This is a genomic window from Photobacterium sp. MCCC 1A19761 (assembly GCF_037389125.1).
Lineage (GTDB): Bacteria > Pseudomonadota > Gammaproteobacteria > Enterobacterales > Vibrionaceae > Photobacterium.
The window spans coordinates 36,557-62,194 of sequence record NZ_JAZGTF010000036.1 but is presented as its reverse complement, the minus strand read 5'-3'; the positions used below and the strand labels follow the sequence as shown (position 1 = coordinate 62,194).

Here is a 25,638-nt window from a genome sequence, read left to right as displayed (position 1 = left end):
TTGCTTTCGCATCGCCTTCTCTGACTTTTTTGTCATTCTTCTGCACGAGCTTCAAGAAATAACCAGGCTTATTGTTGTAAAAAGCAATGATAATAAATATCATTTGTGTTTGTTGTCGTTCGAACGATACCCGACAGCTGAACATGCGGTTGGTCGTCAAGGTTGATGATGCGCTGCATGGTGGTGCCGGTGGCAAGTGCGTGTGGTGTCGTCGAACGCTATTGGATGAAAATAGAAAAGGATCAAGCAACAATGGCCATCCCAAGCATTGAGAGTTATACGCTCCCTGCAACTGAAAGTTACCCGACCAACAAAACCAACTGGCAAATTGAACCGGCCAAAGCCGTGCTGTTGATCCATGATATGCAGGAATATTTCGTCAACTTCTATCAGGCAGATCAGTCGCCGATGAAGGAGCTGAAGCAAAATATCCTGACCCTGAAGGCTGCGGCCAAGCAAGCCGGGATCCCGGTGGTGTATACGGCGCAGCCGGCGAATCAGGCGCCGGAAGATCGCGCTTTGCTGACCGACTTTTGGGGAACGGGACTGAAGGAAGAAACGGCCATTATTGCTGAGCTCGCCCCGGAACATGATGATCTGCAATATGTGAAATGGCGTTACAGTGCGTTCAAAAAGACCCCGTTGCTGGACTACATGCAGGAGCAAGGCAAAGATCAGCTGATCATCTGTGGGATTTACGGCCATATCGGGATTCTGTCGACCGCGCTGGATGCCTTTATGCTCGATATCAAGCCGTTTGTGATTGGCGATGCGATTGCTGATTTCTCGCTGGCTGATCATGAGTTTGCCCTGAGCTACCTGGCCGGTCGTGCCGGGAATATTCAGCCGCTGTCTGCGGCACTGGCTGCGATGTCGCAATCTGTAAAACCGGCGCTGACCCTTGACGCGATGCAGCAGGATGTTGCCGAAGTGCTGGCATTGGATTTGGACGAAGTGGACGTTGACGAGAACCTGATGTTCCTGGGCTTGGATTCCATTCGCGCCATGATGCTGCTGGAGCAGTGGAACCAGCAGGGCGCGAAGGTCACCTTTGCGCAGCTGATGGAAAAAGTCACCCTACGCGAATGGTGGGCACTGATGGCGTCCCCGCAGGCCGAGACATACGCCGAGCCCGTGGTGGCTTAATCTGCCGCCTTGGTTGTAAAAGCGTCAGCACTATTATTCAGATTTGAAGCGAGTCAGATTTGAAACGAGTTAGATTTGAATCGATCAACAAAGCCCGAGGACATCCTCGGGCTTTTGATTGCGTGTCAGTGAAGCCAGGGCTTCAGGCATACGTGACGCGCAGTGCTTTTTTGTCGATTTTACCGACGGAAGTTTTCGGCAGCGCCTCACTGAAGGCGATTTTATCCGGGATTTTATAATCGGCGATCCCCAAATCACGCAGAAACCGCTTGAGTGCGATCGGGCGCAGTTCAACGCCTGCTTGAGGAACGATCACCGCACAACTGCGCTCCCCCAGATAGTCATCCGGAATCGCGATCAGGGCCGCATCATGGATCCCTTCATGGCGCAGCAATTGATTCTCGATTTCTTCTGCAGCGATCTTCTCGCCGCCGCGGTTGATCTGATCTTTATCCCGCCCGGTGACAATCAAATTGCCTTCGGCGGTGCGTTTGACGATATCGCCGGTCCGGTAGAAGCCGTCCTGGCTGAAGGAGCGTTCATTATGGGCCGGGGCCCGGTAGTAGCCGCGAATGGTGTAAGGCCCTTGGGTGAGCAGGAAGCCTTCTTCACCGACTGCGACATCCTGACCGGCATCGTTGACCACCCGGACCTGGTCGTGGGCTGAGATCGGCCGACCCTGGGTTTGGGTGATCACCTCAATCGGGTCATCCAGGCGGGTGTAGTTGACCAGTCCTTCGGCCATACCGAACACCTGCTGGAGCTGGCAGTTCAGTTTGCCCGGCAGCGCTTTGGCGGCGGTTTCGCTGAACTTGGCCCCGCCGACCTGAACCAGAGTCAGGCTCGAGAGGTCGTACGGCGTATTGGCGGCGTGATCCATCCACAGCAGGGCCAGCGGCGGCACCAGCGCCGAGACGGTCACCCGGTGTTTTTCAATCAGTTCGAAGGCGGCTTGCGGCGCCGGGTTCTGGGTCAGCACCACGCAGCCACCGGCCCAGAATACCCCCAGGGCGCCTGGGGAGCTGAGCGGAAAGTTATGGGCCACCGGCAGGGCGCACAGATAGCGGGTGTCGGGGCTGAACTTGCAAATCTCGACGCTGCCGGTAACGCTGTAGGCGTAATCGTTGTGGGTGCGGGGGATCAGCTTCGGGGTGCCGGTGGTGCCACCAGAGAGCTGGAAGAAAGCGATATCCGAAGGATCGGCTGTTTGCGCGGTCTCGGGTGCTTGTTCGCAATCGGCAAGACAAATAAAGCGCGGATCGTCTGTCGGGGCCAGCTCACCGCGGACAATGACATGCTTGAGGCTCGGGCAGCTTGCGACGACATCGCGGGCCAGCGCCTGATAACCGAACGCGGTGCTGGCTCCGTCAATGAGATAGGCTTTCGCTTCGGAATGATCGCAGAAGTAGGTGATCTCGGCCTGACGATGGGCCGGCAAGGCCAGCACCGGGCGCACCCCCAATTGCAGCAGAGCAAAGAAGCAAGTGTAGAACTCGGCGACATTGGTCATTTGCAGCACCACATTGTCGCCCGGTGTCAGCCCCAGGGCTTTGAACCCGGCGGCGAGACGACCGATGTGCAGGTTCATGTCGCGATAAGTGAAAGTGCGGTCCTGACAAATGACGGCCGGCTGCTCAGGAAACTGCGCCGCGGTTTGGCGGAAGTGATCCAGCAGGGTTCGATCCTGCCAGTAGCCCAGCTCGCGGTACTGGCGGGCCTGGGCGTCTGGCCAGGCGGTCAGTTCGGTGTTGTGGTTCATGGTCACTCCTAGGCGGTCAGCTGGTCGTTGAGTTGAATTCCGGCGGCCGAGAGAATGGTCCCCATTTTGGCACCGGTCTCATCCAGCTCACTTTGCGGCACGGACTCGTTGACAATGCCGGCCCCGGCATAGACTTTCATCTGCCGTTTCTGAACTTCGGCGCAGCGGATGGTGACCACCCACTCACCATTGCCGCGAGCATCGCACCAGCCGACCATGCCAGTGAAGTAGCCGCGATCAAATTGCTCAATCTTGCGGATCGCCTGATAGGCATCTTCACGCGGATAGCCACAGACGGCCGGCGTCGGGTGCAAGTCAGCGGCAATTTGCAGCACGTTCAGGTGTGGGTCGGTGACTTGCCCTTCCAGCACTGTCGACAGGTGCAACATGGTCTGGGTTTCGATCACTGACGGGACCATCGGCGTGTAGAGATTATGGCAGTAGCGGCTCAGGACTCGTTCGACTTCTTCGACCACCAAGCCGTGTTCGTGCAGATCTTTCTGGGTGTTGAGCAACGACAGGCGGGATGCGTCGTTGAGCGCTTCAGACTCCGAGCGTGGTCGCGAACCCGCCAGCGGGTTGGACACCAGATGGCTGCCTTTTTTCGCCACCAGCAGCTCCGGACTGGCGCCCATCAGCTTGGTACCGGCCTGGGTATTGGCGGCAAATGTATATCCCCGGCTGTTGATCGCCAGTAGGTTGTTGAGCAAATTCTGGAGCGGAATGTCTTCGTGGGTCGCCACTTCCACGGCGCGAGAAAGCACCGCTTTCGACAGGCCGGTGGTAGCAAACATTTCCAGCAGATCTTCCACACCCTGGCGGTACTGCTGGCCGGATGGCGACGAAATCAGCTTGGCTTGCGACACCATATTCGGGCGGGACAGGCTGCCACGCGTACTGCTGGAGACATACAGTTTCTCCGGGATCACGAATCGGGTCGGGTTGTCGTCACTGAACGGAACAATCCCGAACAGGACCGGATTATCGGTCTCGTCCTTTTTGGCTGCCTGAAGCATCGTCGTGGCCTGTCTGGCCAGGTCGGTAAACGGGATTGGCTGGTGGAATTCCTGTGCCACGCCGACGCCGAACAAGGTATTGGATGGTGAGGCAAAAAAGAAAGGTGACGTGGTCAGCTGCTGCTCGATGAGCTCTTGGGCCATTTTGGAATAGCCGATGACTTCACGTTGCATGGTGTTCCCTCTTATATATCAAACGCGATCTATTGCGAAATTGTGCGAGTCACATTACATTGATAACAATAAAAATGCGAATAGTTATCATTGGTATTTGATAAATATCGTTGTTTTTGAGGTAAGCTCACATTTTTTTATGAATCGATTGATGTTGATGTGGTGAGCTTGATTTAACGCATGTAAATCATAAGGTTGTGGAAAATGAAGTTGTCACTTGAAGGCAAGAACATCTTGGTGACCGGCGCCGCGCGGGGCATTGGATTGAGCGTGGTGCAAACCCTGTTGGGGGCCGGGGCGCGTGTGATTGCCACCGATGTCGACCTGGACTTGTTGCTGGCCAACACCGAGACACTGCGCGCGCAGTATCCGGCGCAGCTGCATTGCGATCGACTGGATTTGAAAGCGCCGGACGCGGTTCCGACGGTGATCGTTGCGCTCCAGGACAAGTATGGCCCGATCACGGATCTGGCCAGCTGTGCCGGGATCCTGCATCTGGGGAGTTTGAGTGACATGAATATCGCGGCGGTGCAGGAGACGTTCATGATTAATGCCTTCGGTGCGTTGGCGGTGATGCAGGCATTGAGTGGGCCGATGAAACAGGCCGGTCGCGGCGCGATGGTGGTGGTGGGCTCGAATGCCGCCAATACCCCGCGGCCGAATATGGGGGCCTATCCGGCGTCGAAAGCCGCCCTGCATATGTTGGTGAAAAGTATGGGTATCGAGCTGGCACCGTATGGCATTCGCTGTAATCTTGTCAGCCCGGGGTCAACCCGAACTGAGATGCAGCAGCAGCTCTGGACCGAGAGCTATGGCGAGCCGCAGGTGATTGCCGGGGATGCCGCGCAGTACCGGTTGGGGATCCCGCTCGGAAAGATTGCCGAGCCGCAGGATATCGCAGGTACCGTCCTGTTCCTGCTCTCCGAGGCGGCTAATCACATCACCATGCATGATCTGCGGGTTGACGGCGGGGCAACGCTGGATAACTAGCAGGGCTAGTTTGACCGTGGTCGGGGCTGCTTTGACTTTGGAGCAGATGACAGACTGTCAAACGACAACTGATTTACGCCGGTTCGGGAAACGCAAACCGGCGTTTTGTAATGGTTTTTCAAATCCGGCGTCAGGCTCAGGCGACCGTTGAATATTGTTTGCTGAGCGCTATTTCCTTGGCATTGGCCAGAGTGTCGATCAGCGTGCGGGTATCGTCCCAGCTGAGGCAGGCGTCGGTGATGGACTGGCCGTAGCTCAGCGGCTGCTCACCAAGTTTCTGGCTTTCGCCGACCAGGAAGCTTTCCGCCATGACCCCGGCAATATATTGCTCGCCGTCGATCAGTTGCCGGGCCAGGTCTTCGGCGACATGAAGCTGGTTTTTCGCCACTTTCAGGCTATTGCCGTGACTGCAGTCAACGATCAGGCGGGGGGAGAGCTGGCTGGCTTCGAGCTGTTGGGTCACGGCAACCACATCTTCGGAACTGTAGTTCGGGGTTTTGCCGCCGCGCAAAATCACATGGCCATCCGGATTCCCTCCGGTCATCACCATCTGCGGGCCGCTGCGTAGCCCGGAAATACACAGATGATGCGATGCCTGGGCGGCATGGATTGCATCCATAGCAATCTCGACATTGCCGTCCGTCCCGTTTTTGAACCCGATCGGACACGGCAGACCGGAAGCCATCTGGCGGTGGATTTGAGATTCCGTGGTCCGCGCGCCGATCGCGCCCCAGCAGATCAGATCGCTGAGATACGGATACACCGTGGTATCAAGAAACTCGGTTGCCGTTGCCAGCTCCAGTTGGATCACATCATGAAGAAACTGGCGGGCGATCCGGAGCCCTTTGGGCATGTTGTGGCTGCCGTCGAGATCCGGATCCACCACCAGCCCTTTCCAGCCCACCCGGGTTCTCGGCTTTTCAAAATAGGTTCGCATCACGATCAGTAATTGATCGTGATAGTCCTGCTGTAGCTCGGCCAGCCGGGCGGCATACTCAAGACCGGCCTGAGGATCATGGATCGAGCACGGGCCGACGATCAGTATCAGGCGATCATCGTGACCACGCAGGATGTTGCTGATGGCTTGTCTTTTCTGAGCAATCAACTGGTCGCTGGCGGGATCTAGGGCGATGTCGCTGAGTAGGTCTTCAACATAAGGCAGTGACTCAACAGCGGTTGAGCGCATTACTTTTTGGAGCATTTGCATGTGTATCCCTCACGAGGCAGGTCTTTCTGTACGGGCTAAAAGATTACTCACTTGAAAATGGTAATTATTATCAAGTGGTGATTATGAGGAAGAGGCTCCGCGGTTGTCAAGGTGTTCGCAACGCTTTGATTTCAGCCTGAATTCATTCAACACGTTGATAAAGTGTACTGATCGGCAGGGGCAGGGCATCCGGCGATAGCACGGCTTCCAGAAACTGAAGCAGGCGATGCTGATGCTGCTCAAAGGCTTCCTGTGGATATGCCAGGGGATCGGCATCCAGGCTCAGGCTCAGGGCGTCGGCGTTGGTCCGCCCGCGGAAGGTGATATTGAAGCCGTCGGCCGGGCCACTGGTGATCACCCGATGTTTGACCTCACACCCGGTAAACACGGGAGGATCGAACGGCAGCACATTAACAAAGGGCGAGAAAAAGTAGCGGCTGTTGGCAGTCAGCCCCTGATCGGCGGCAATCTGCTCGATCCGGTAACGACCACGGCTGTAGAGCTGTCGCAGCGCTTGACCGCTGCCGGTCAGGTAGCGGGCCAGAGTGTCATTCGGGTTGACGGTGACTTTGAACGGCAGGATGTTGACCAGCAAAGCCGGCATATAAGCCCCGACGCTGCCCCAGCGACTCATGAACGGGACCCACAACGGCATTGAGTTGCTGCGTGGATTATCACCGGGTTGGTCCAAAAAGCGGTACAGGTAGAGGCCGGAGAGGTTGACCAGCAGATCCGGCCAGCCCATCTTCAGCTCGCCCGCCATCGCTTTGAGCTGCTCGCTCAGGGCCGGGGAAAGCTCGCAACTGAAATGCAGTGTTTCCTCGCCGAAGTCGTCTTCTTTGTTCAGCACCGTCAGCGCATTGCTGCTCGCCAGGTAGTCTTGCCAGAAGGCTTTATCCTGCTCAAAACGGCTGCTGCTGCGATAGCTCTGCTCTTCGTCGAGGAAGCTGGCGAAGGCGTTGAACGGGGCGCCAGCTTCCCCTTGACCCAGGAAGTGGGCATACAAGGTGGCACAGCGTTGCTCCAGTAAGGTCATCCCAAAGCCGTCCATCACAATGTGGTGAGCCCGGATATACCAGAGATAGCGGGATGCATCGAGTTTGATCAGCCACTGAGCGGACAGGGGCTGGCTGAGCAGGTTCAGCGGGGCATCGACATCCACTTGCATCAGGGCTTTGGCGGCCTGCTCTGGAATAGCATGGCCTTGCAGATCAATCAGACGGAGCTGAGGCTGGCGCTGCGGATCCCGGGCTTGTTCCGGGGTGTGGTCGTCTTCACCGATGCGAAAACGCAGCGACAGGACATCAGTTTCCCGGACTGCCTGTTCAATGGCCAGGCTGAGTGCCTGTTCATCAATCACACCGCGAATGTCGATGGTATGGGCAACGGTGGACAGGGGCTCATCCGGGTGACAGGAAAATTCTTCCCAAAAATCCAGTTGGGGCAGCGTGAGTGGCATCCAGTTCAGGGCATGTTCTGACATGTTTTGTACCTTGTGATCAGGTGAGATATAGCAGTATCCATACGTGTTCCGAACGTATTCTGAAGCCGTGGAAACCCCTGGCATGGGATGTCACGGCGGTGAACCAGGACACGTTATGGTTAAAATAATAAATTTATCAATATAAATGGCAATCATTATCATTTGCATCAAGATCATGTTTTTTGTTTTTGCTCTGGAGAAAAAGAGCCGGGGTGTTGACGTCAGGGGGAAGGTGAATTGAAACGCTGAACACGGAGGCGAATGACGATATCGATTAGAATAGTCTTGCAGTTAAATTGATTATTTAGTGTTTTAATTCTCAAATAAATAACTTAAAAATCATTATTTGTGAATTGTTATTCTTTTGGTGTTTATGGCTGATCTGGCGTATTAAAATTTGGTATACATGCTGGTTTTATTGTTTTAGTTGGCATTTGATGCTTTTAGAGCATCAACAATTGCGTCATGGAGTGGTTGTTTTTTATCCGTGTCGGTTTGAGTTTGCAAGATTATCTTTGCTATAACCTAGCTGTATCGCGCTGAGCAAGCGTATTTTTATTCATAACAAAGGATACAAGGATGTTTATGCGAAAGTTTCTGAAAAGCATGATTGCGACGTGTGCATTGATTGGGGTGTCGAGCACCGCCACGGCCGGACCGATTCTGGATGATATTGTTGAGTCGGGGGAGCTGCGCGTCTGTTTTGATGCCGGTTACATGCCGTTCGAGATGAAGAGCAAAAACGGCTCTTATATCGGGTTTGATATCGATCTCGGCAGGCTGATGGCTCGTCAGATGGGCGTGAAATATGTGCCGGTCAACACCGCCTGGGATGGGATTATTCCGACCTTGCTGACCGGCAAGTGCCATATGATCAATGCCGGGATGACGATTAATGCTCAGCGGAACATGCGCGTGAATTTCTCTGATCCGTATATCGTCATCGGCCAGAGTATTTTGCTCAATCCGAAGCTGAAAGGCGAAGTCACCAGCTATCGCGATTTGAACAACAGTAAGTACACCATCGTGTCTAAGCTCGGCACCAGCGGGGAGCAGGCGAGCAAGCGGATGATCGGCAATGCCAAGATGAATGTGTTTGAAACCCAGGCTGATGCGGCGTTGGAAGTGGCCAACGGTAAAGCGGATGCCCTGGTGTATGACATGCCGTTCAATGCGATTTATGCCGCGCAAAATAACGGCAAAGTGGTGCACCTGGAACAACCGTTCACCTATGAGCCGCTGGGCTGGGCCGTCGCCCAGGGCGATATTGATATGCTCAACTTCCTCAATAACTTCCTGCGTCAGGTGAAAGGTGACGGGACGTACGATCGAATTTACGACAAGTGGTTCAAGAGCGACAGCTGGCTGAGCCAGGTGCAATAAGCCGTTGTACTGCAGCGGCCGCCGGGGCGGTCGCTGCGGATTGTGATCCCACAGGACGTCTAAGGAAGAAGTATGATGAAGACGACTCACCGCTGGCTCTGGCACCTGGCATCCTTCGCCATTGTTGGTGCACTGATGCTGGGCCTCTACCAAGCCTCTAAAACCATTAACTATAACTGGCAGTGGCAACGGGTGTTGCCGTTTATTGTCGATACCTCGCCGCAGGAGTTCCGTGCCCAGGGGGACGGCACAGTAGTGCTCAATGCTGACAACTCCCTGACCATTCAGCTTGATTACAGCGACACCCCACAGCAGATCACCGGCTATGACGAGCGGCTGGTTCAGCCCGGCGATTTAGTCTTTGAAGGGGACGTGATTGCTCGCAGCGAACAATGGACCATCGGACCGGTGACTTTAGGGCTCTGGATGACGCTGAAAATTTCGGTGCTCTCACTGTGCTTTGCGATCGTACTCGGTCTGGTGGCCGGGCTGATGCGGATCTCCCATAACCCAATTAGCAGAAACCTGTCGTTGCTTTATGTTGAAGTGATCCGGGGCACGCCGTTGCTGGTGCAAATCTTTATCGTCTACTTCTTTCTCGGCACCATTTTTGAACTGGAGCGGTTTACTGCCGGGGTTGCGGCGCTGTCGATTTTCACCGGGGCCTATATCGCAGAAATCATCCGTTCGGGGATCCAGTCGATTCCACCGGGCCAGATGGAAGCCGCGCGCTCGCTGGGGATGAGTTATCCCAAAGCCATGATGCACGTGATTTTGCCGCAGGCGTTTAAGCGCACCTTGCCGCCGATGGCCGGGCAGTTGATCACCCTGATCAAGGACTCGTCCCTGGTGTCGGTGATTTCCATTACCGATCTGACCAAGGCGGGACGGGAAGTGATCAGCGGCAGCTTTGCCACGTTTGAAGTCTGGTTTGTAGTGGCCGGATTGTACCTGGTGTTGACCACGAGCCTGTCGTGGGGTGTTCAGCGGATTGAAAAGAGGATGGCGAGCAGTGACTAGAGCGTATCAGGGCGATGACATGATCGTCGCAACCGATGTCAACAAGGTGTATCCCAATCAATGCCATGCGCTGAAAAATGTCAGTGCGACCGTCAAGCGCGGCGAAGTGGTGGTGATTATCGGCCCGTCCGGGTCCGGCAAGTCGACCTTTTTGCGAACCCTGAACCAGCTGGAAGTGATCAGCTCAGGGGCAATCCAGATTGATGGTCTGGATATGTATGCCAAATCGACCAACATCAATGATTTGCGTGCCAATGTCGGCATGGTGTTTCAGTCGTTCAACCTGTTCCCGCACAAGACGGTGAAAGGCAATGTGATGCTGGCACCGGAGAAGGTGCTGGGTCGCAGCCGGGCCGAACTGGAGCCGGAAGCTGAGGCGCTGCTCAAGCGGGTCGGGCTGGCTGAAAAAATGAATGTCTACCCGTCGCAGCTGTCCGGCGGTCAGCAGCAGCGGGTGGCCATTGCCCGCGCGCTGGCGATGCAGCCGGATGTGATGCTGTTTGACGAGCCGACCTCGGCACTGGATCCGGAAATGGTCGGCGAGGTGCTGGACGTGATGAAAGATCTGGCCGCGGAAGGGATGACTATGGTGGTGGTGACCCACGAAATGGGCTTTGCCCGTGAAGTCGCCGACCGGGTGCTGTTCATGGAAGATGGCGAGCTGCTAGTGGGCGGCAGCCCGGCAGACATTTTTGACGCGCCTGAGCATCCGCGGTTGCAGCAGTTCTTGTCGAAGATCCTGTAGTGCGGCTTTTATGGTGCCGGTCTTAAACAAACAAAGCCTGACGCTGGTCAGGCTTTGTGTTTTATGGGGCTGAGGGGCTTGCTTTGGAGCGAGATAAGAAAGCCCTGCGATTTGAGGAGATTTGCTTAGAACTCAGGTGAGTGATGATCCATATGAATCGACAATCCCGATTCCCCTGCTGCGAGGTGATCAGCTAAAGTATGACGCTGATAATCGCCACTATTCTGATGCCGGAACGGAATGGGGGTTTCATTAAAGATATTTCTGAGCCGTAAACGCCAGGCCGTCAGCGCCTTCTCCGCCGTGCCTTGTTCTAACTTCCCCGTGCCGTAAATTGCATGGGTCGGTAACACATCAAAGCCGGGAAAAAAGAGCGCACCGTGGGTGATGGGAAAGAGGAGCTCATCCAGGGGGCCATTAATCCCCCGAGGGCCGTAGTCGTCCGCGGGCCCGCCGATCATGACCGATAACAAGGCGCGTTTCCCTTTGAAAATACCGTCTCCGTATCGATAGCGATTGCCCTGGCCTTTGTAGCCGTAGGCAAATCCGTAAGCATACACGCGGTCTATCCACCCCTTCAGAATCGCCGGCATCCCAAACCACCACAGCGGAAAATGGAAGATGACGGCGTCAGCGGCCAGAAGCTTCTGCTGCTCTGCCTCAACATCTTGGGTTTGTTGGCCCGTTGTATAAGCATGTCCGGACTCATGAATCAAAGAAAGGCGGTCATTGTCGAGCCGGTTGGGGAAGTCGTCCTGGTCAAAATGAGCTTTCCAGTTCATGCCGTAAAGATCTGATTGCAAAACCTCGTGGCCTTGCTGCTCCAGGGTTTGTATCGTTTCGCTCACGAATCGGCGGGTCAGAGACATCGGTTCCGGGTGTGCATACACAACTAATACTGTTTGAGTCATCGATTTTTCCTTCAGTGGGTGCAACGAGCGAGGCGCTCTTTCTTGTAGATGCAGAAACCATTGTGCAGTACATTGAAATATCGAAGAAATTCAGATTTTTTACATTAGGTATAAACGAAATGGATACCAAACGGCTCGATCTTAACTTGCTGGCAACGCTTGAGGTCTTGATTGAAGAGAAAAATGTCACCAAGGCGGCCAGTCGTTTACATCTGAGTCAGCCTGCAGTGAGCGCCCAGCTCAGCCGTTTGCGAGATTTGTTCAATGATCAGTTACTGATCCCTGCCCGACATGGGATGATTCCGACCGCAAAGGCCCTGGAGTTAAGTTCACCGTTGCGGCTTGCGATGGATCAGGTGCGGGACACATTGACAACGCATCAATCTTTCGATCCCTTGCAAGCCAATCTAACCGTGATGATCGCCTGCACGGATTACCTGCAATCCGTGATTGGTTTATCCATGATCAAAGCGTTGAGACAGCAAGCTCCCGGAGTGAAGATCGGATTGCGGGCGCTTGAACCGATCCGGTTGGAATCTCAAATGGCCAACGGCGAAGTGGATCTTGCGCTCATGACCCCCGAAGCAGCGCCTTCGGCTCTTCGTTGCAAACATTTATATGATGAAACGTATGTGCTGATCGGGCGTCAGGACCACCCGCACCTTGCTGAAGGAATGACGATAGATGACTATGTCCGGCTTGAACATATTGTGCTTTCACTGAATGAAGGAAGCTTTCTGACACCGATTGATCAGGCACTAAAAACGTTGGGGTACACGCGCGAGGTCGCTCTATCTGCCGCTTCTTTTTTGATTGTCCCTGAGATCGTGTCTCAGTCAGACTTGGTCGCTTTAGTGCCGAAGCGGCTGGTTGAGGGGCGGACGAATTTGACCGTCGTCTCTTCTCCCATTACCTCGGCTGGGTTCTCTGTTGGCATGGTGTGGCATGAGCGCAATCATGGGCACAGTGCACATCGCTGGGTACGTGAAACGATTAGCCATATGATGGCGCTTAAGAAATGACGTGATCAGACTTGTCTCGTGTGGCTAACCTCGATAAGAGGGAATGATGTGAATCATCACTTTTGCAGCGTCTGCGGGATTTACCCTTTCCATGACACATCGTATGAGCCAGGCAAATACAGAATTAATTTAGGATGTGTAGAGAACCTCGAACCAAGAGAGCTGAAGATCACTCACTTTGATGGCAGAAATGCGTTGTAACGGCGAATCGAATGTCGTGATCTCAATGTGAGCTCAATAAAAAACAGGGCAATTTTATTTCAACGAACCCCATTAAATCGGGTTTCGAGGAAGATAAAATTGCCCTGATTGATTTCAACTAAAACCATCGCTTGGCAATCAATCAGAGCCAAGCGAAAGGCGGTTAGAATTGATAATCAGCAACGACACCAATGGTGCGAGGTCCGCCAACTTCAAACATGTCGTTCTTCTGGCGAATAACGTAATCGGTATCCGCAACGTTTTTCACGTATGCACGAACGGTCAGGTTATCACGGGCATAACCCGCATTGAGGTTCAACACCGTATAATCACCCGCTGATTTACTTTCATCATTTTTCAAGTCTGTATAGTAATCTGCGACGTGGTTGACACGCGCGCCGAAGAAGATGCCGGAATCGAAGTTTTGAGTAAAGCCAAGTCCGGCCGATACTTCCGGTGCATAACTGAACTCATTCCCTTGGAAATTCCCCATGATCCCGGTTGGGCTTTCTTTGATTTCGGTTTTTAACAGACCAACAAATGCGAAAATATCCAAACCGGAATCAAACCAGTACGTTGTTTCGATTTCTGTACCGTAAGTCGTTCCTTCCGGAATGTTGGCAATGAAGGTATCAAACCGATTACCGCTGTCACCACGAACAGAGGTTTGGTAGTTCTCGTAATCGTTATAGAAGACGTTGGCAGTGAGGCCTAGTTTATTGTCCATAAAGGTTGAACGGGAACTCAGCTCGTAGGTCCACACTTCTTCCTGATCAAAGGCAAACACCTCTTGTTTGAATTCGTTAAAGCCCAGGCCGCCGACGTTATAACCCTTACGTGCCGTTAAACCAATGATTGATTTGTCAGAGATATCGTATGTGACCCCGACTTTCGGCAGGAAAATGTCATTGTCTTCATCTGCATTAAATTCGATTGAGAACTTAGATGCACCAAAATCGCGCTTGAGGTCGTCATGCTCATAACGCGCGCCGAGTAAGAGTCCCCAACGGTCGGTGAGTTTGACTTTAGAATCAAAGTAGATCGCGTTGGTTAGTACTTCGTCTTTACGCTGTAATGAATCCGTTTGGGTATCCTGATCCTTGAAGTAGCTGCTGATACCGAATGTCGCCCGGTATTTATCATCGAGAGAATTGTACGAAACTTTGGCTTCGGCGGTGTAATTGTCCTCGTCGACGTCGCCCCACCATTTCACCCGTGGGTAGGATTCAAAATCGGTCGAGTAATAACGTTGGGCCAGCAGGACATCTAGAGCTAATTCGTCGTTGATCAGATAAGCCACATCGAAATTGACGTTCCAACTCTTGGTTTCCTGGCGACGAGTCCCTGCTTTGTCGTTATAAATAAATGTGCCTTCCTGTGATACCAAGTTGGTATACTGGCCTTCTTCATTCCGGCTGCCGACCGTCAGTTTTGCAGTCAACTTGTCATTACCCATAGGTCTGAATAACAATTTCCCCCGGACATTAAAGGATTCAATCTCTGACGGATCCCAAGGATACTGGTCATTGTTCGGCAACGAGTATTGAATTGGGGTATTGCCTTTGGTCCCTTCTGCGGCCAGACGGAAGGCAAGCTTCTCATCGACAATCGGTGCCGAAACCATGCCCGCCAGATGGTATTTATCATCTTCATTTTCATAGCCGGCGCGAACTTTGCTCTCGGTGTAGAACGTTGGATCTTTAGTCTTGATGACTACGGCACCACTAATACTGTTTCGACCCTGGTTGGTTGACTGAGGGCCTTTATAAATCTCGACCTGCTCGGTATCCCACAGCCCGGCTTTGCCGAAGGCCTCACCGGTCCAGGACTCGGAGACACCATCCACCGTCGTGTTCACGCGGGGCGTTGCACCGGTCATAAAGGTCAGGAACCCTTCACCCGGGCCACGTCCGTCGACACCCCGAATATGTGGGATCCCAGAAGGGGCATTCAGCACGTTCGGAACGCGATCCAGCAAGTCGTAGTAGGTTTGGTCTTCACCATTATCCGCTTCTTCAGTGAATACAGTCACCGAGCTGGTATTTTCTGCAAGCGTTCCACCCAGTCTTTCACCGGTCACAACGATCGTTTCCATGTTCTTATTTTTGTCTTGCTCATTGGCTGAGGCAGAAATGCTGGTACCGAGACAAATTATGCTGATGAGCGTGGCAAGTTTGGTCTTGTTGGCATGACTGATTGAAATACCGCTGCTTAATTCCATGGGCTTCATGACCTAATAAATCCTTAATTACAAAATGAAGAAAAACATTTGAAGTTGCCGCAACAATTATGTAAAAGTTAACTCGGTTGGCAATACTAATGATAATTGTTTTTATTTGCAATATTGACTTAGGTAAATTTGTGCTAATCAATTTCCATTTTTGCGAATGGCCTTGTGGTCGATGAGTCAGAATCGTGATGTTTACTGAAAAAAGCCAAAGACAAGAAAAGAAATCCCTTTCAGGAATATTTCATTTGCTTTCAAGAGAGCATTGTTGTGTCGGTGATGAACAATGGTGGGCAATCATTCAATCGGAAGGGACGCCTTTATTTCTCACCCAGGATGGGGAATACCGTGAGGTGCTGTTTCTTTGGCGGGAGACTCCGAATAATAATGAGCATTCTATCAAAGAAGTCTATATCGATATTAATGGCGTGACCGATCACCATAGTTTGAATATGGCGAAATTGTCCCGTTTGGAAGGGACGGACGTCTGGTTCTATATCAATAGCATCAAGCAGACTTGGCGTGGGGGATATTCGTTTATTCCGGTCACATTACAGCAGGTGCAACCCCATTATACCGGGAGTGCTGAAGCGCAAAAAGTTCAACACCGGCAATGGCTGCGGTCTATTTTTCCCCTGAGCTGCTGTGATGATTTAAACCCGCACGGGTTGCATCATTGTGAGTGGGGAAAAAATAAGACCCCGTTACAGATGCCAAATGCCCAGCCACAACCTGAATGGCAAGCGTTTGATTTGATATCCGGACAAAGCCGGACTCATGCTGATCTTATTTTGCGCTGGCACAGCAAATTATTAAACGGTACGCGAAAGCTATGGCTTTATTCTACGAGTTTATCAACAACGCGTCGTGATTTGCCTTTGGTACTGATTCTTGATGGCCGATTTTGGGCGCAATCTTTACCTGTCTTTGATGCGCTGTCACAGGCCACACAAAACGGCACATTACCCGAAGCAATCTACGTGTTGATTGATGAGGTCAATGGTCATCAACGCAGTGAAGAGCTGAGTTGCAATCCCACTTTTTGGCAGGCAGTGATGACGGAACTGCTGCCGCTGGTTTCTGACTATTTTCCGGTGACTCAAGATCCCAAGCAAACCGCGATTGTCGGCCAAAGCCTGGGCGGGCTGGCAGCGATGTATGCCGCGTTAAATTGGCCGGAGCGCTTTGGCGCCGTGGTGTGCCAGTCCGGTTCATTTTGGTGGCCCGACTTTTCTCTGGTGAAGCCGCCGAGCGAGTATTCCCCGCCCCAAACGTCCGATTTACTCAGCGAGATGAGCCGCCAGGTGCACGGCGGGCTTGGCGCGAACGCGCGCTTAAACCTCTTTTTAGAAGTGGGGAGTGGTGAAGACATCATGATCGACCTGAGTCGGGATATGTCCAACCAGCTGGCCTCGCAGCAACACCGAATTCAATTCAGAGTCTTTGATGGCGGCCATGAACGCTTATGTTGGCGGGGGGGCATCATCGATGGACTGTCTTACGTTTTCTCTTGTGAATCTTAATCAACATCCGAACGGAGTTAGGTATGTCGGAACAATACGTGAACCCTTTTGATGAGCTGAAACATCAGTTCCTTGTGCTGATGAATCATCGCGGTCAGTACAGCTTGTGGCCGGAGTTTAAGCAAACCCCATCAGGCTGGGAGCGTACTTTTGGCCCGTCTTCAAAACAAGACTGCCTTGAATATATCGAAGCGCATTGGCAGGACATCCGGGTCTGAATCCAACCAGGGTAGAACATCACGATCACGACAATCCGTGATTTTGACTTTAAGGAATGAATGAATGCAGAACCACGACGTACAAGAGGAACTTTGGCCTCTGGTTGGGACGCAGCAGGGGATTTGGTTTGCACAGCAAGTAATGCCGAATCCAGCAGAATTTAATGTCGCTCACTATACAGAGATCTTCGGCGACATTGATCAAGCGCAGTTTGCCAAGTCGGTCAATGCCGGTATCGCAGCCGCTGATTCGCTGCACTGCCGTTATGTGGAAATTGACGGCGAGATCAAACAACAGTTTTCGCGTCCATCCGTGGCGATTGATGCACTGGAAATCCTGGACTTTTCGCAGGCGGCATCCCCGCACGATGCTGCGGTCGCCTGGATGAAGGAAGACCTGGCGATAACGGTTGATCTGCAAAGCGAGGCACCTCGATACCGGCATTGCCTGATTGATGTCGGTGAAGACGGCGCGCCGAAGTGGCTGTGGTATCAACGCTACCACCATATCGATGTGGATGGCTTTAGCTTTCATGGCATCACTGAGCATATCATTCGCGAATATAACCACGCCAAGCACGCGACCGGTGAGCCGGCTCCGTTTGGTGCGTTCACGGCGGTAATAGCTGAACACCAGCAGTTCAAAGAGTCCGCGCAATATCAAAAAGCCCAACAGTTCTGGCAAGACTATGCCGGGGCACTGCCCGAGATCCCGTCGCTGGTGTCTGGCGGTCGCCGTCACGATGCCATCGGTGTCGAAAAATACAGCATCGATCTGGCCGATGGGGCGTGGCTGAGCCGTGAAGGCAACAACATCTTACCGTCAGAGTTCGCGATGTCACTGGTCTTTGCGTACCTGCATCGGGTCACGGGAAACAACCACCTATGTGTCGGTTTCCCACTGATGCGCCGGATGGGGCGTGCCGCCGGTGCCGTTGGTGCGGTGGTGAACGTCTTGCCGTTGTCGTTGACACTTGAGCCTGAGATGACGATTGCTGAGGTCGCGGCTTTGATGAATCGGTCGATTCGCGACATTCGCCGCCACCAAATGTACGATGCCGAGCAAATCCAACGGGATCTGGGCAAAGTCGGGCAACCGCTCTACGGGCCGGTCCTCAACTTCAAGCCATTTGCGGACAACATCGATTTGGCCGGCATCCCCGGAAAAACGCACATTCTGTCGGCCGGGCCGATTGATGAGATTGAATTTTCGCCGGCGCTGGCCCCAAATGCAGAGAGCCAAAACGCGCTCAGCCTCACGCTGACAGCCAATGCGGCGAAATACTCACCACGCGCGTTGGCACTGCATGCCCGCCGCTTTGCCTACATGGTTGAGCAAATTGCGGCCAATCCCGATATGGCGTTAAGCGATCTGGCGCTGGTTCCGCCTAGCGAGCAAGCGGATATTGTACAGTGGTCTCAGGGCCCGATGCTGGATGTCACAGAAGACCAGACGGTCTTGGATGTGTTTGCGCGTCAGGTCCGGTCGAAGCCTGACACAGTGGCGCTGAATTTTGCTCAGCAAAGCTGGACGTTTGCAGCGCTCAGCCAGGCGATTGATTCCCGGGCGCAGCAACTCATGGCCCTCGGTGCCGGAAAAGGCACCCTTGTTGGTGTGGCATTGCCGCGCGGCCCGCAGACTATTATCACGATGCTGGCGGTATTGCGCTGCGGCGCGGTCTATCTACCGATTGATTTGGATTATCCGCAGGAGCGTATTGAAACCATCCTCGAGCAGGCGCAACCCTGGGGCGTGGTTGTCGAAGAGGTTGAAGGTATTGAATGGCGCTCCTTGGCACGCTGTATCACTCTGACAGAGCTGGTCAATAGCAATTTTACCCGTCAATCCGGCCCGGACATTGATCCGTCTGATGTGGCTTATATCGTTTTCACCTCGGGCTCAACCGGCAAGCCGAAGGGCGTGATGAATACGCACGGGGCGCTGCTAAACCTGCTTCATTCACACCAGAGCTCTGTGTTTGCCAAGGCGATTAACCAGATTGCGAAGAAACGGCAATGTGCTGAGCGCGACGTTCAGGTCCGTGCCGCACACACGACGTCTTTCTCATTTGATGCCTCCTGGGAACAAGTCATTTGGATGCTGTGCGGGCATACGCTCTACTTGTACGATGACGAACAGCGCAAAGATGCTTATGAGCTGGTCGCGCGCGTGCAGCAAGATCAGATCGACGCCCTGGATTTACCGCCGTCCTTGTTCAGCCAAATGCTGGATAACGGTCTTATGGATAACGGGCTCATGGACAGCGGACGAATGGACCGTGGAGTGACGAATGCCAACCACGTACCGTCGCTGGTGCTGATCGGCAGTGAAGCCGTCCCTGAAAAACTGTGGTTGAGAGTTCAGGCATTCCCTGAACTACTGGTAGAAAATTTCTATGGCCCGACGGAGTTTACCGTGGATGCGGTGAGCGCGCCGTTAACGGCTGATGACACGCCGGTGATCGGTCGACCAATCCTGAATGCCCGGGCCTATGTGCTGGATCCGCAGCTGACTCAGGTTCCCGTCGGTGTCGTCGGCGAGTTATACCTGGCTGGTGCGGGCCTGGCTAAAGGCTATCTTAACCAGGCGGGTATGACGGCGGAGCGGTTCGTGGCCAACCCGTTTGAACACGGTCAAGTGATGTATCGCACCGGAGATCTGGTGAAATGGCGGGATAACGGCCAGCTGGATTTCATCGGCCGGAGCGATGATCAAGTGAAGATCCGCGGATTCCGAATTGAGCTGGGCGATGTCGAAAGTGCCATCAATGCGGTGGCAGGGGTCGACACCACGGTGGTGATCGCCGAGCGCTTCGGTGAATCACATCGGCTTATTGCTTACTGCACCCTGGTCAGTGCGGCGAAAGCGGCTCTGGATGAGCAAACCTTGTTGGCAACCCTGGCCAACACGCTGCCTGAATATATGGTGCCTGCGGCTTTGGTGATCCTGGATGCGTTTGCGCTCAACGTGAACGGCAAGATCGACCGCAAGGCATTACCCAAACCTGTGTTTGCCTCCCGCGGTGAACGGGTTGCACCGCAGACGAAAGCCGAGCAGGCACTGTGCGAGGCGGTGGGCGAACTGCTCGGGGTTGCTGAAGTCGGCATGTCAGATGATTTCTTCAACCTGGGCGGCGACAGTATTTCCGCGATGGGACTGGGAACCTTGCTGCGAAAGTCTGGGTATGAGCTGCGCTCCAGAGAGATTTTTGCCGCCCGTGAGCTGGGCGCGATGGCCGCATTGATGCAGCCGCTGCAAAACCAGGCGGACATCAACCAGGATGGCGACATTCAACCGCTGCCGATGTGGAACTGGTTTGAAGAGACCTTCTCGGAAGAGACCCGTTATGTTCAGGGGGTGTTTATCGAGATCGAATCTGAGGTTACGCAGGAGCATCTGCAAGCCGCGCTGGCACAATGGGTTGCTCTCAACGCGGCATGCCGACTGGTGAAGCAAGGGACGCAGTATGTGATTGCGCCTGTGAAAGCGCTGGATATGCAGCGCTGGCTGGATTCGGTGTCGGTGGATGCCATGGCTACCGCGCCGCTGGACGAGATCTTTGAACACGCCAGTCGGCGTGTGTCACTCGGGTCGGGGCAACTGTTACAGTTGGTGATGCTGAGCGATCCGAACGGCCGTCGCGGGCTCATGATCCTGGCGCACCACCTGATCATTGATGGTGTGTCGTGGCGGATCGCTTTACCGCAGCTGAGAGCCCTCACCCGCGCTCAAGTGAACGGGGATCAGGTCGAACTTGCGGGCGAAGTGACCGGGATCAATACCTGGTCCAAAGCCCTCTATCAGCACTTAGGCAATCTGGCGAGCCAGATGGATCACTGGCGTCAGCTGGAAGCGCGTTCGGTCGCGCCGTTAAAAGCTCCGGTTGCTCCCGGCAAGGCGGTCCATCGCCGGGTGCTCCTGTCCAGTGCGCTGACTCAGGCGGTGTTAACCCACAGCCAGTCGTCTGCTGCGCTGGATATCGATGAACTGCTGTTGGCGTCGGTGACCTCTGTGCTCGGTGCGACATATCGACGAAACGCCCTGAAGGTGAATGTCGAGTCGCATGGCCGGGAAGAATTTGATCCGGGATTGAACCTGAGCCAGACCCTGGGGTGGTTTACGACCGAGTATCCGCTGGTGATTGATTTGCCGGGTCAGGGCGCCATCCCGGATCTGATCAAAGCCGTCAAGCAAGCCAAGCGAAGCGTCAAAGACAAAGGGCTCGGCTACATGGCGCTCCGGTATCTGGAGAACCCGCATCGTGAGGAGCTGCGGGCACTGTCTGAGGGGAACAAAGCGGCCTTGCTGTTTAACTACCTCGGGCGCTTTGAGCAGGCGCAGGGTGCCGCGACGCCGGAGCCATGGATGCCGCTGAGCCGCTCGGGTAAGTTTGCCGATACTTTTGCTGTCGCGCTCGATAGTGAGTGTGCGCTACAACACGAGCTAGAGCTGAACATTTTTATTGATGAGTCCGACGGCGGGCCGAAGTTTGCCCTGAATTGGTCGTGGAACGAGGCCCAGTTCAGCAGCGAAGAGATCGATGCGATTGGGGAGGGCATTGAGCAAGCACTTGCTGCGCTGGTGGCATGGTTGTCGAACTGTGACGATCCGAGCCTGGCCTTACAAGTGCCTGCGGAATATACCGAAACCGGCATTACCCTGAGAGATGCGCAGGCGTTTACCGATCGCTATGGCCGGGTTGCCGATATTCTCCCTGCGCTGCCGCTCCAGGAAGGGCTGCTGTTCCAGTCGCAAATCGGGGATGAAAACAGCCATTACAACTCGACGACCCGGCTCACCTTTCAGGGTGAAGTGACCTTATCGCGCGTTCAGCAAGCACTGGATGCGGTGATCGATCGCCATCCGCAACTGCTGGCGAAGTTTGACAGCAGTATCCTGGGTCGCACGGTGCAGCTGATGCCGCATCATCGGATGTCGTGGCCGATCGAATTTGTTGATCTCCGCCAGCAAAGTGCCGAGGCGCAGCAGGCTGCGATGACGGCGATTGAAACGAAAGAGCTGGTGCGCCAGTTTGATCTCAACCATCCCGAGCAGTCATTGCTGAATGCGACGCTGATCCATCACCGACAGGACCTCAGCACCTTGTATCTCTCGGCGCACCACCTGGTGGTTGACGGCTGGTCGACGCCGATATTATTGGGCGATTTCCTGACCGCGTACGCCAGCGGCAGTGCAGCACTGCCCAAGGTCTCTGCAAGCTACGCGGATGTCGTCAGCCGGTTGAAGCAACGCGATAAAACGGCGGCAGAAGCACTGTGGCGCGATGTGCTGCAAGACGTTCATCCGACCCTTGCGTTTGAGGATGTGCCGGTTGCAGCGCAAGTCCAGGAGCATGAACTGATCATCTCAGCTGAAAAAACGCAGCAACTGAACCAGTTACTCCACCGATCGGGCCTGACCATGAACTCACTCATGCAAGGGGTTTGGTCCAGCATCCTCGGAATGATGACCGGGCGTGAAGATGTGGTCTTCGGGACCCCGGTGTCGGGCCGATTCGGGGACGTGAAGGGTATCGATGAACATGTCGGTTTGTTCAGTAACACCATTCCGGTGCGCATGAAGCTCCACGCCAACCAGAGCCTGCTGGCGCAATTAAAAGCGCATCAGGAAGTTCAGATCCAACTGATTGAACACGATGAACTGGGGCTGGGTGAAATCCAGCAGCTCGTAGGCGGCGAGACCTTGTTTGACACCCTGCTGGTGGTGGAGAACTACCCGGATCACACCGACTGGTATCAGCAGGATTATGCCGGTGCCCGACTGACGCAGATCCACAACCGGGGGTATACGCACTACCCGCTTACGATCCTGGTGCTGCCGGGCGAGCAAATTCAGATTCTGTTCGAATACCGGGATACCGTCGGGATTGCCCGGCAGGTGGTGCAACGGTTTGAAAACCTGCTGCAGGCGGTGATTGACCATCCTGAGCTGCCGCTCACGCAGCTCGATTTACGACTGAATGAAGAAATCGCCCTCCAGCAGCGGGTGAACCAAACCCAGGCGGCGGTCAGTAGTGACACGCTGCAATCCTTGATGGCGGCGCAAGCGGCGCGGACACCGGAACGTATTGCACTCATCGACAGTGAGTGCCAATTGACTTACCGGGACATGCGCCGGCAAGTAACAGCGATGGCGAATTTACTGGCCAGGCATGGCGTGGGCGTCGGGGACATTGTCGCTGTCGCGCTGCCGAGAAGTGCCAAGCTGAGCCTGGCATTGAACAGCATTCTCGAGTGCGGGGGCGCGTACTTACCGCTGGATGTCAGCTATCCGGATGAACGGCTGGCATACATGGTCGGTGATGCAAAACCTAAACTGATCATCACTACCTCCGAGTTCCAGTCGCGTTTTGACGGGCTGGCAGAATTACTGATCCTCGATACGCTGCCTGAGCCAACTGGTGTCAGCGAAATCGCGCACCAGCCGCTCTCGCCGGAACAGGGAGCCTATATCATTTACACCTCGGGGTCGACGGGCAATCCGAAAGGCGTGCTGGTATCGCATCAAGCCATTGTGAACCGACTGCAATGGATGCAGTTTGAATACCAGCTCACCCCTGATGATGTGGTGCTGCAAAAAACGCCGTGCAGTTTTGATGTGTCGGTGTGGGAGTTCTTCTGGCCGCTGATCCAGGGCGCGAGCCTTGTCATGGCACCGCCTGAATCCCATAAAGATCCGGAGTGGCTGCGTCAGATCATCGATGACTACAAGGTCACCACCCTGCACTTTGTGCCGTCGATGCTGGCGGCTTTCGTGGCATCTTTGGATGCAAGTGCGGCAGCCGGCGATACTGTTGTCCCGAGCCTGCAACGCGTCTTTTGCTCGGGGGAGGCGCTGTCGAAAGCGCTGTCTCAGGCGTACGGTCAATGGATCCATGCGCCGCTGCATAACCTTTACGGCCCGACGGAAGCCGCCGTCGACGTGACCTATTGCCCCGCATTTGGTGAGCCGATGGCGGAAAGCCTCGGCAACAGTGTGCCGATTGGCCTGCCGGTGTGGAATACCCAGGTCTATGTGCTGGACAGTTTCCTGCGCGAAGCGGCAATCGGGGTTCCCGGGGAGCTCTATCTGGCGGGCGATCAGCTGGCAATCGGCTACCTCAACCGGAGCGCACTGACGGCGGACCGCTTTATCGCGAACCCGTTCCGTGCCGGTGAGCGGATGTACCGCACAGGCGATGTCGTGCGTTGGTTGCCTTCCGGCAAAATCGAGTACCTGGGCCGCAGCGATGATCAGTTGAAAATCCGTGGGCAGCGAATTGAGCTTGGCGAGATCGAAACTGCACTCCAGTCATGCGGTGGCGTGAAGCAGGCACTGGTCTGTGCCAAAGCGCTGGGTGCCGAAACCAAAATGGCCGGCGCCGATGACCGGCAGTTGGTGGGTTACGTGATTTTAAATGACGACGCGCAAACGGACGGGGAGGCCCTGCGCGCGCAGTTGGCTGAGCATTTACCTGCCCACATGGTGCCGGTTGCCGTGCTGGTAATGGCGCAGTTCCCGCTGAGTGCCAACGGCAAGTTGGATCGTAAAGCGTTGCCGCTGCCAAGTGAGATTGCCGCCGGGACGGGGCGTACCGCTCATCTGGGTCTTGAAACCCAGTTGGCTGCTATTTTTGCCGAGGTGCTGGGGATCGAAACGCTTTCGGCGGAGGATGACTTCTTTGCGATGGGCGGTCACTCTTTGATGGCCATGAAGCTGGCAGCAGATATCCGACGCGAGTTAGCGGTTCCGGTCACGGTCGGACAAATCATGGTCAATCCGACGGTCGAGAAACTGGCGTTGCTGCTGCAGGATGAAGACGCGCTTCAGGCGCCGGAGTCAGCCGGGTATGGGGAAGTGTTGCCGATCCGGGCCGGGAACGGACCGGCGTTAATCTGTATTAACTCGGCATCGGGCTTTGCCTGGCAATATACCGGCTTACCGAAGCATTTAGGGGGCGCTTACCCGATTGTCGGCTTGCAGTCGCCGCGTCCCGGTGGGCCAATCGCGACGGGGAAAGACATGGAAGAGACCTGTGAAATGTACATGCAAGCGTTGAAGCAGGTGCAACCGCAAGGCCCTTATTATTTACTGGGCTATTCCTTCGGGGGCACGGTGGCGCACAGCCTGGCGGTGATGTTGCAACAGCAAGGCGAAGAAGTGGCGTTTCTGGGGCTGCTCGATACCTATCCGCCGGAAAGCCAGGATTGGGACGGACCATTGAGTGAAGAAGTCCAGGGCGAGATTGAACGGGAGAAAGCGCTGTTCCTTGCCGCGAGCGACGAAACAGATGCCGATGAGGAGCTGGCGCAGCAAAGGGCGGAGATGTTGCAAGACATTACGGCCAGTTATGAAGATGCTGTGCGGTTATTATCGGGGGCGCGTTCGTCTCACTATGACGGACGGGTGGATCTGTTCATTGCCCGGCGGACCCTTCCGGACGACTATGACGTTGACCGGCACTGGCAGCCGTTCTTAACGCAGTTAGACAAGCATTTCTTCGACTGCTCGCATGACGACATGATCGCGCATGAAAATGTCGGTGACATCGGAGAGCAGCTCAATCGGCTGCTCAGCCAGCACCCGACCTTGCAGTGACAAAAACAAAAACC

15 protein-coding genes are annotated in these 25,638 nt (G+C 54.5%); 9 read left to right on the top strand and 6 right to left on the bottom strand.

Annotation, left to right across the window (positions count from 1 at the left end; translation table 11 throughout):
* The first annotated feature begins 252 nt into the window (after window positions 1-252).
* Entirely contained in the window at window positions 253-1,146 is an 894-nt protein-coding gene (locus tag VV869_RS21790; RefSeq protein WP_337737044.1) for an isochorismatase family protein, read from the top strand.
* A 142-nt stretch (window positions 1,147-1,288) separates the two neighbouring features.
* On the opposite strand, the gene VV869_RS21785 is transcribed toward VV869_RS21790, so the two are convergent.
* On the bottom strand, window positions 1,289-2,905 hold the full coding sequence (locus VV869_RS21785; protein ID WP_337737043.1) for a (2,3-dihydroxybenzoyl)adenylate synthase: 1,617 nt from the start codon (window positions 2,903-2,905) through the stop codon (window positions 1,289-1,291).
* Between the two features lie 8 nt (window positions 2,906-2,913).
* The gene (locus tag VV869_RS21780; RefSeq protein ID WP_337737042.1) at window positions 2,914-4,095 is read right to left on the bottom strand and encodes an isochorismate synthase; all 1,182 of its coding nucleotides are present in this window, start codon (window positions 4,093-4,095) and stop codon (window positions 2,914-2,916) included.
* Between the two features lie 204 nt (window positions 4,096-4,299).
* Between VV869_RS21780 and VV869_RS21775 the strand changes: the two genes are divergently transcribed.
* Window positions 4,300-5,085: a 2,3-dihydro-2,3-dihydroxybenzoate dehydrogenase gene (locus VV869_RS21775; RefSeq protein WP_337737041.1), complete on the top strand. Its 786-nt coding sequence runs from the start codon at window positions 4,300-4,302 to the stop codon at window positions 5,083-5,085.
* Window positions 5,086-5,221: 136 nt separating this feature from the next.
* Here the strand turns inward: VV869_RS21775 and VV869_RS21770 are convergent, their stop codons facing one another.
* Both VV869_RS21770 and VV869_RS21765 read right to left on the bottom strand, forming a co-directional pair.
* Window positions 5,222-6,292: a 3-deoxy-7-phosphoheptulonate synthase gene (locus VV869_RS21770; protein WP_337737040.1), complete on the bottom strand. Its 1,071-nt coding sequence runs from the start codon at window positions 6,290-6,292 to the stop codon at window positions 5,222-5,224.
* A 142-nt stretch (window positions 6,293-6,434) separates the two neighbouring features.
* The gene (locus VV869_RS21765) at window positions 6,435-7,775 is read right to left on the bottom strand and encodes a condensation domain-containing protein (RefSeq protein WP_337737039.1); all 1,341 of its coding nucleotides are present in this window, start codon (window positions 7,773-7,775) and stop codon (window positions 6,435-6,437) included.
* 585 nt (window positions 7,776-8,360) lie between these two features.
* Between VV869_RS21765 and VV869_RS21760 the strand changes: the two genes are divergently transcribed.
* The 3 genes from VV869_RS21760 to VV869_RS21750 all read left to right on the top strand — a co-directional run bounded on the left by VV869_RS21760 (window position 8,361) and on the right by VV869_RS21750 (window position 10,923).
* Window positions 8,361-9,158, top strand: a complete 798-nt coding sequence (locus VV869_RS21760; protein WP_337737038.1) for a transporter substrate-binding domain-containing protein — start codon at window positions 8,361-8,363, stop codon at window positions 9,156-9,158.
* 72 nt (window positions 9,159-9,230) lie between these two features.
* Window positions 9,231-10,178, top strand: coding sequence for an amino acid ABC transporter permease (locus tag VV869_RS21755; protein ID WP_337737037.1), 948 nt, complete (start codon window positions 9,231-9,233; stop codon window positions 10,176-10,178).
* 19 nt (window positions 10,179-10,197) lie between these two features.
* A complete protein-coding gene (locus VV869_RS21750) occupies window positions 10,198-10,923 on the top strand; it encodes an amino acid ABC transporter ATP-binding protein (RefSeq protein ID WP_261604617.1) in 726 nt (241 codons plus the stop codon).
* Between the two features lie 125 nt (window positions 10,924-11,048).
* Here the strand turns inward: VV869_RS21750 and VV869_RS21745 are convergent, their stop codons facing one another.
* A complete protein-coding gene (locus VV869_RS21745; protein WP_337737036.1) occupies window positions 11,049-11,834 on the bottom strand; it encodes an NAD(P)H-dependent oxidoreductase in 786 nt (261 codons plus the stop codon).
* Between VV869_RS21745 and VV869_RS21740 the strand changes: the two genes are divergently transcribed.
* A complete protein-coding gene (locus VV869_RS21740; RefSeq protein ID WP_337737035.1) occupies window positions 11,804-12,856 on the top strand; it encodes a LysR family transcriptional regulator in 1,053 nt (350 codons plus the stop codon). The two genes, VV869_RS21745 and VV869_RS21740, sit on opposite strands and share 31 nt — an antisense overlap.
* 364 nt (window positions 12,857-13,220) lie before the next feature.
* Here the strand turns inward: VV869_RS21740 and VV869_RS21735 are convergent, their stop codons facing one another.
* On the bottom strand, window positions 13,221-15,287 hold the full coding sequence (locus VV869_RS21735) for a TonB-dependent receptor (protein WP_337737034.1): 2,067 nt from the start codon (window positions 15,285-15,287) through the stop codon (window positions 13,221-13,223).
* Between the two features lie 188 nt (window positions 15,288-15,475).
* Between VV869_RS21735 and fes the strand changes: the two genes are divergently transcribed.
* The 3 genes from fes to VV869_RS21720 all read left to right on the top strand — a co-directional run bounded on the left by fes (window position 15,476) and on the right by VV869_RS21720 (window position 25,624).
* On the top strand, window positions 15,476-16,807 hold the full coding sequence (gene fes, locus VV869_RS21730) for an enterochelin esterase (protein WP_337737058.1): 1,332 nt from the start codon (window positions 15,476-15,478) through the stop codon (window positions 16,805-16,807).
* 23 nt (window positions 16,808-16,830) lie between these two features.
* Window positions 16,831-17,025, top strand: coding sequence for an MbtH family protein (locus VV869_RS21725; RefSeq protein ID WP_261603291.1), 195 nt, complete (start codon window positions 16,831-16,833; stop codon window positions 17,023-17,025).
* 64 nt (window positions 17,026-17,089) lie between these two features.
* Complete coding sequence (locus VV869_RS21720) at window positions 17,090-25,624, top strand: amino acid adenylation domain-containing protein (RefSeq protein ID WP_337737033.1); 8,535 nt, start codon at window positions 17,090-17,092, stop codon at window positions 25,622-25,624.
* Window positions 25,625-25,638 lie beyond the last annotated feature (14 nt).

Coding starts and splice junctions, on each gene's coding strand:
- VV869_RS21790 (WP_337737044.1), top strand. CDS start 253: ATGGCCATCCCAAGCATTGAGAGTTATACGCTCCCTGCAACTGAAAGT.
- VV869_RS21785 (WP_337737043.1), bottom strand. CDS start 2,905: ATGAACCACAACACCGAACTGACCGCCTGGCCAGACGCCCAGGCCCGC.
- VV869_RS21780 (WP_337737042.1), bottom strand. CDS start 4,095: ATGCAACGTGAAGTCATCGGCTATTCCAAAATGGCCCAAGAGCTCATC.
- VV869_RS21775 (WP_337737041.1), top strand. CDS start 4,300: ATGAAGTTGTCACTTGAAGGCAAGAACATCTTGGTGACCGGCGCCGCG.
- VV869_RS21770 (WP_337737040.1), bottom strand. CDS start 6,292: ATGCAAATGCTCCAAAAAGTAATGCGCTCAACCGCTGTTGAGTCACTG.
- VV869_RS21765 (WP_337737039.1), bottom strand. CDS start 7,775: ATGTCAGAACATGCCCTGAACTGGATGCCACTCACGCTGCCCCAACTG.
- VV869_RS21760 (WP_337737038.1), top strand. CDS start 8,361: ATGCGAAAGTTTCTGAAAAGCATGATTGCGACGTGTGCATTGATTGGG.
- VV869_RS21755 (WP_337737037.1), top strand. CDS start 9,231: ATGATGAAGACGACTCACCGCTGGCTCTGGCACCTGGCATCCTTCGCC.
- VV869_RS21750 (WP_261604617.1), top strand. CDS start 10,198: ATGATCGTCGCAACCGATGTCAACAAGGTGTATCCCAATCAATGCCAT.
- VV869_RS21745 (WP_337737036.1), bottom strand. CDS start 11,834: ATGACTCAAACAGTATTAGTTGTGTATGCACACCCGGAACCGATGTCT.
- VV869_RS21735 (WP_337737034.1), bottom strand. CDS start 15,287: ATGAAGCCCATGGAATTAAGCAGCGGTATTTCAATCAGTCATGCCAAC.
- fes (WP_337737058.1), top strand. CDS start 15,476: ATGTTTACTGAAAAAAGCCAAAGACAAGAAAAGAAATCCCTTTCAGGA.
- VV869_RS21725 (WP_261603291.1), top strand. CDS start 16,831: ATGTCGGAACAATACGTGAACCCTTTTGATGAGCTGAAACATCAGTTC.
- VV869_RS21720 (WP_337737033.1), top strand. CDS start 17,090: ATGCAGAACCACGACGTACAAGAGGAACTTTGGCCTCTGGTTGGGACG.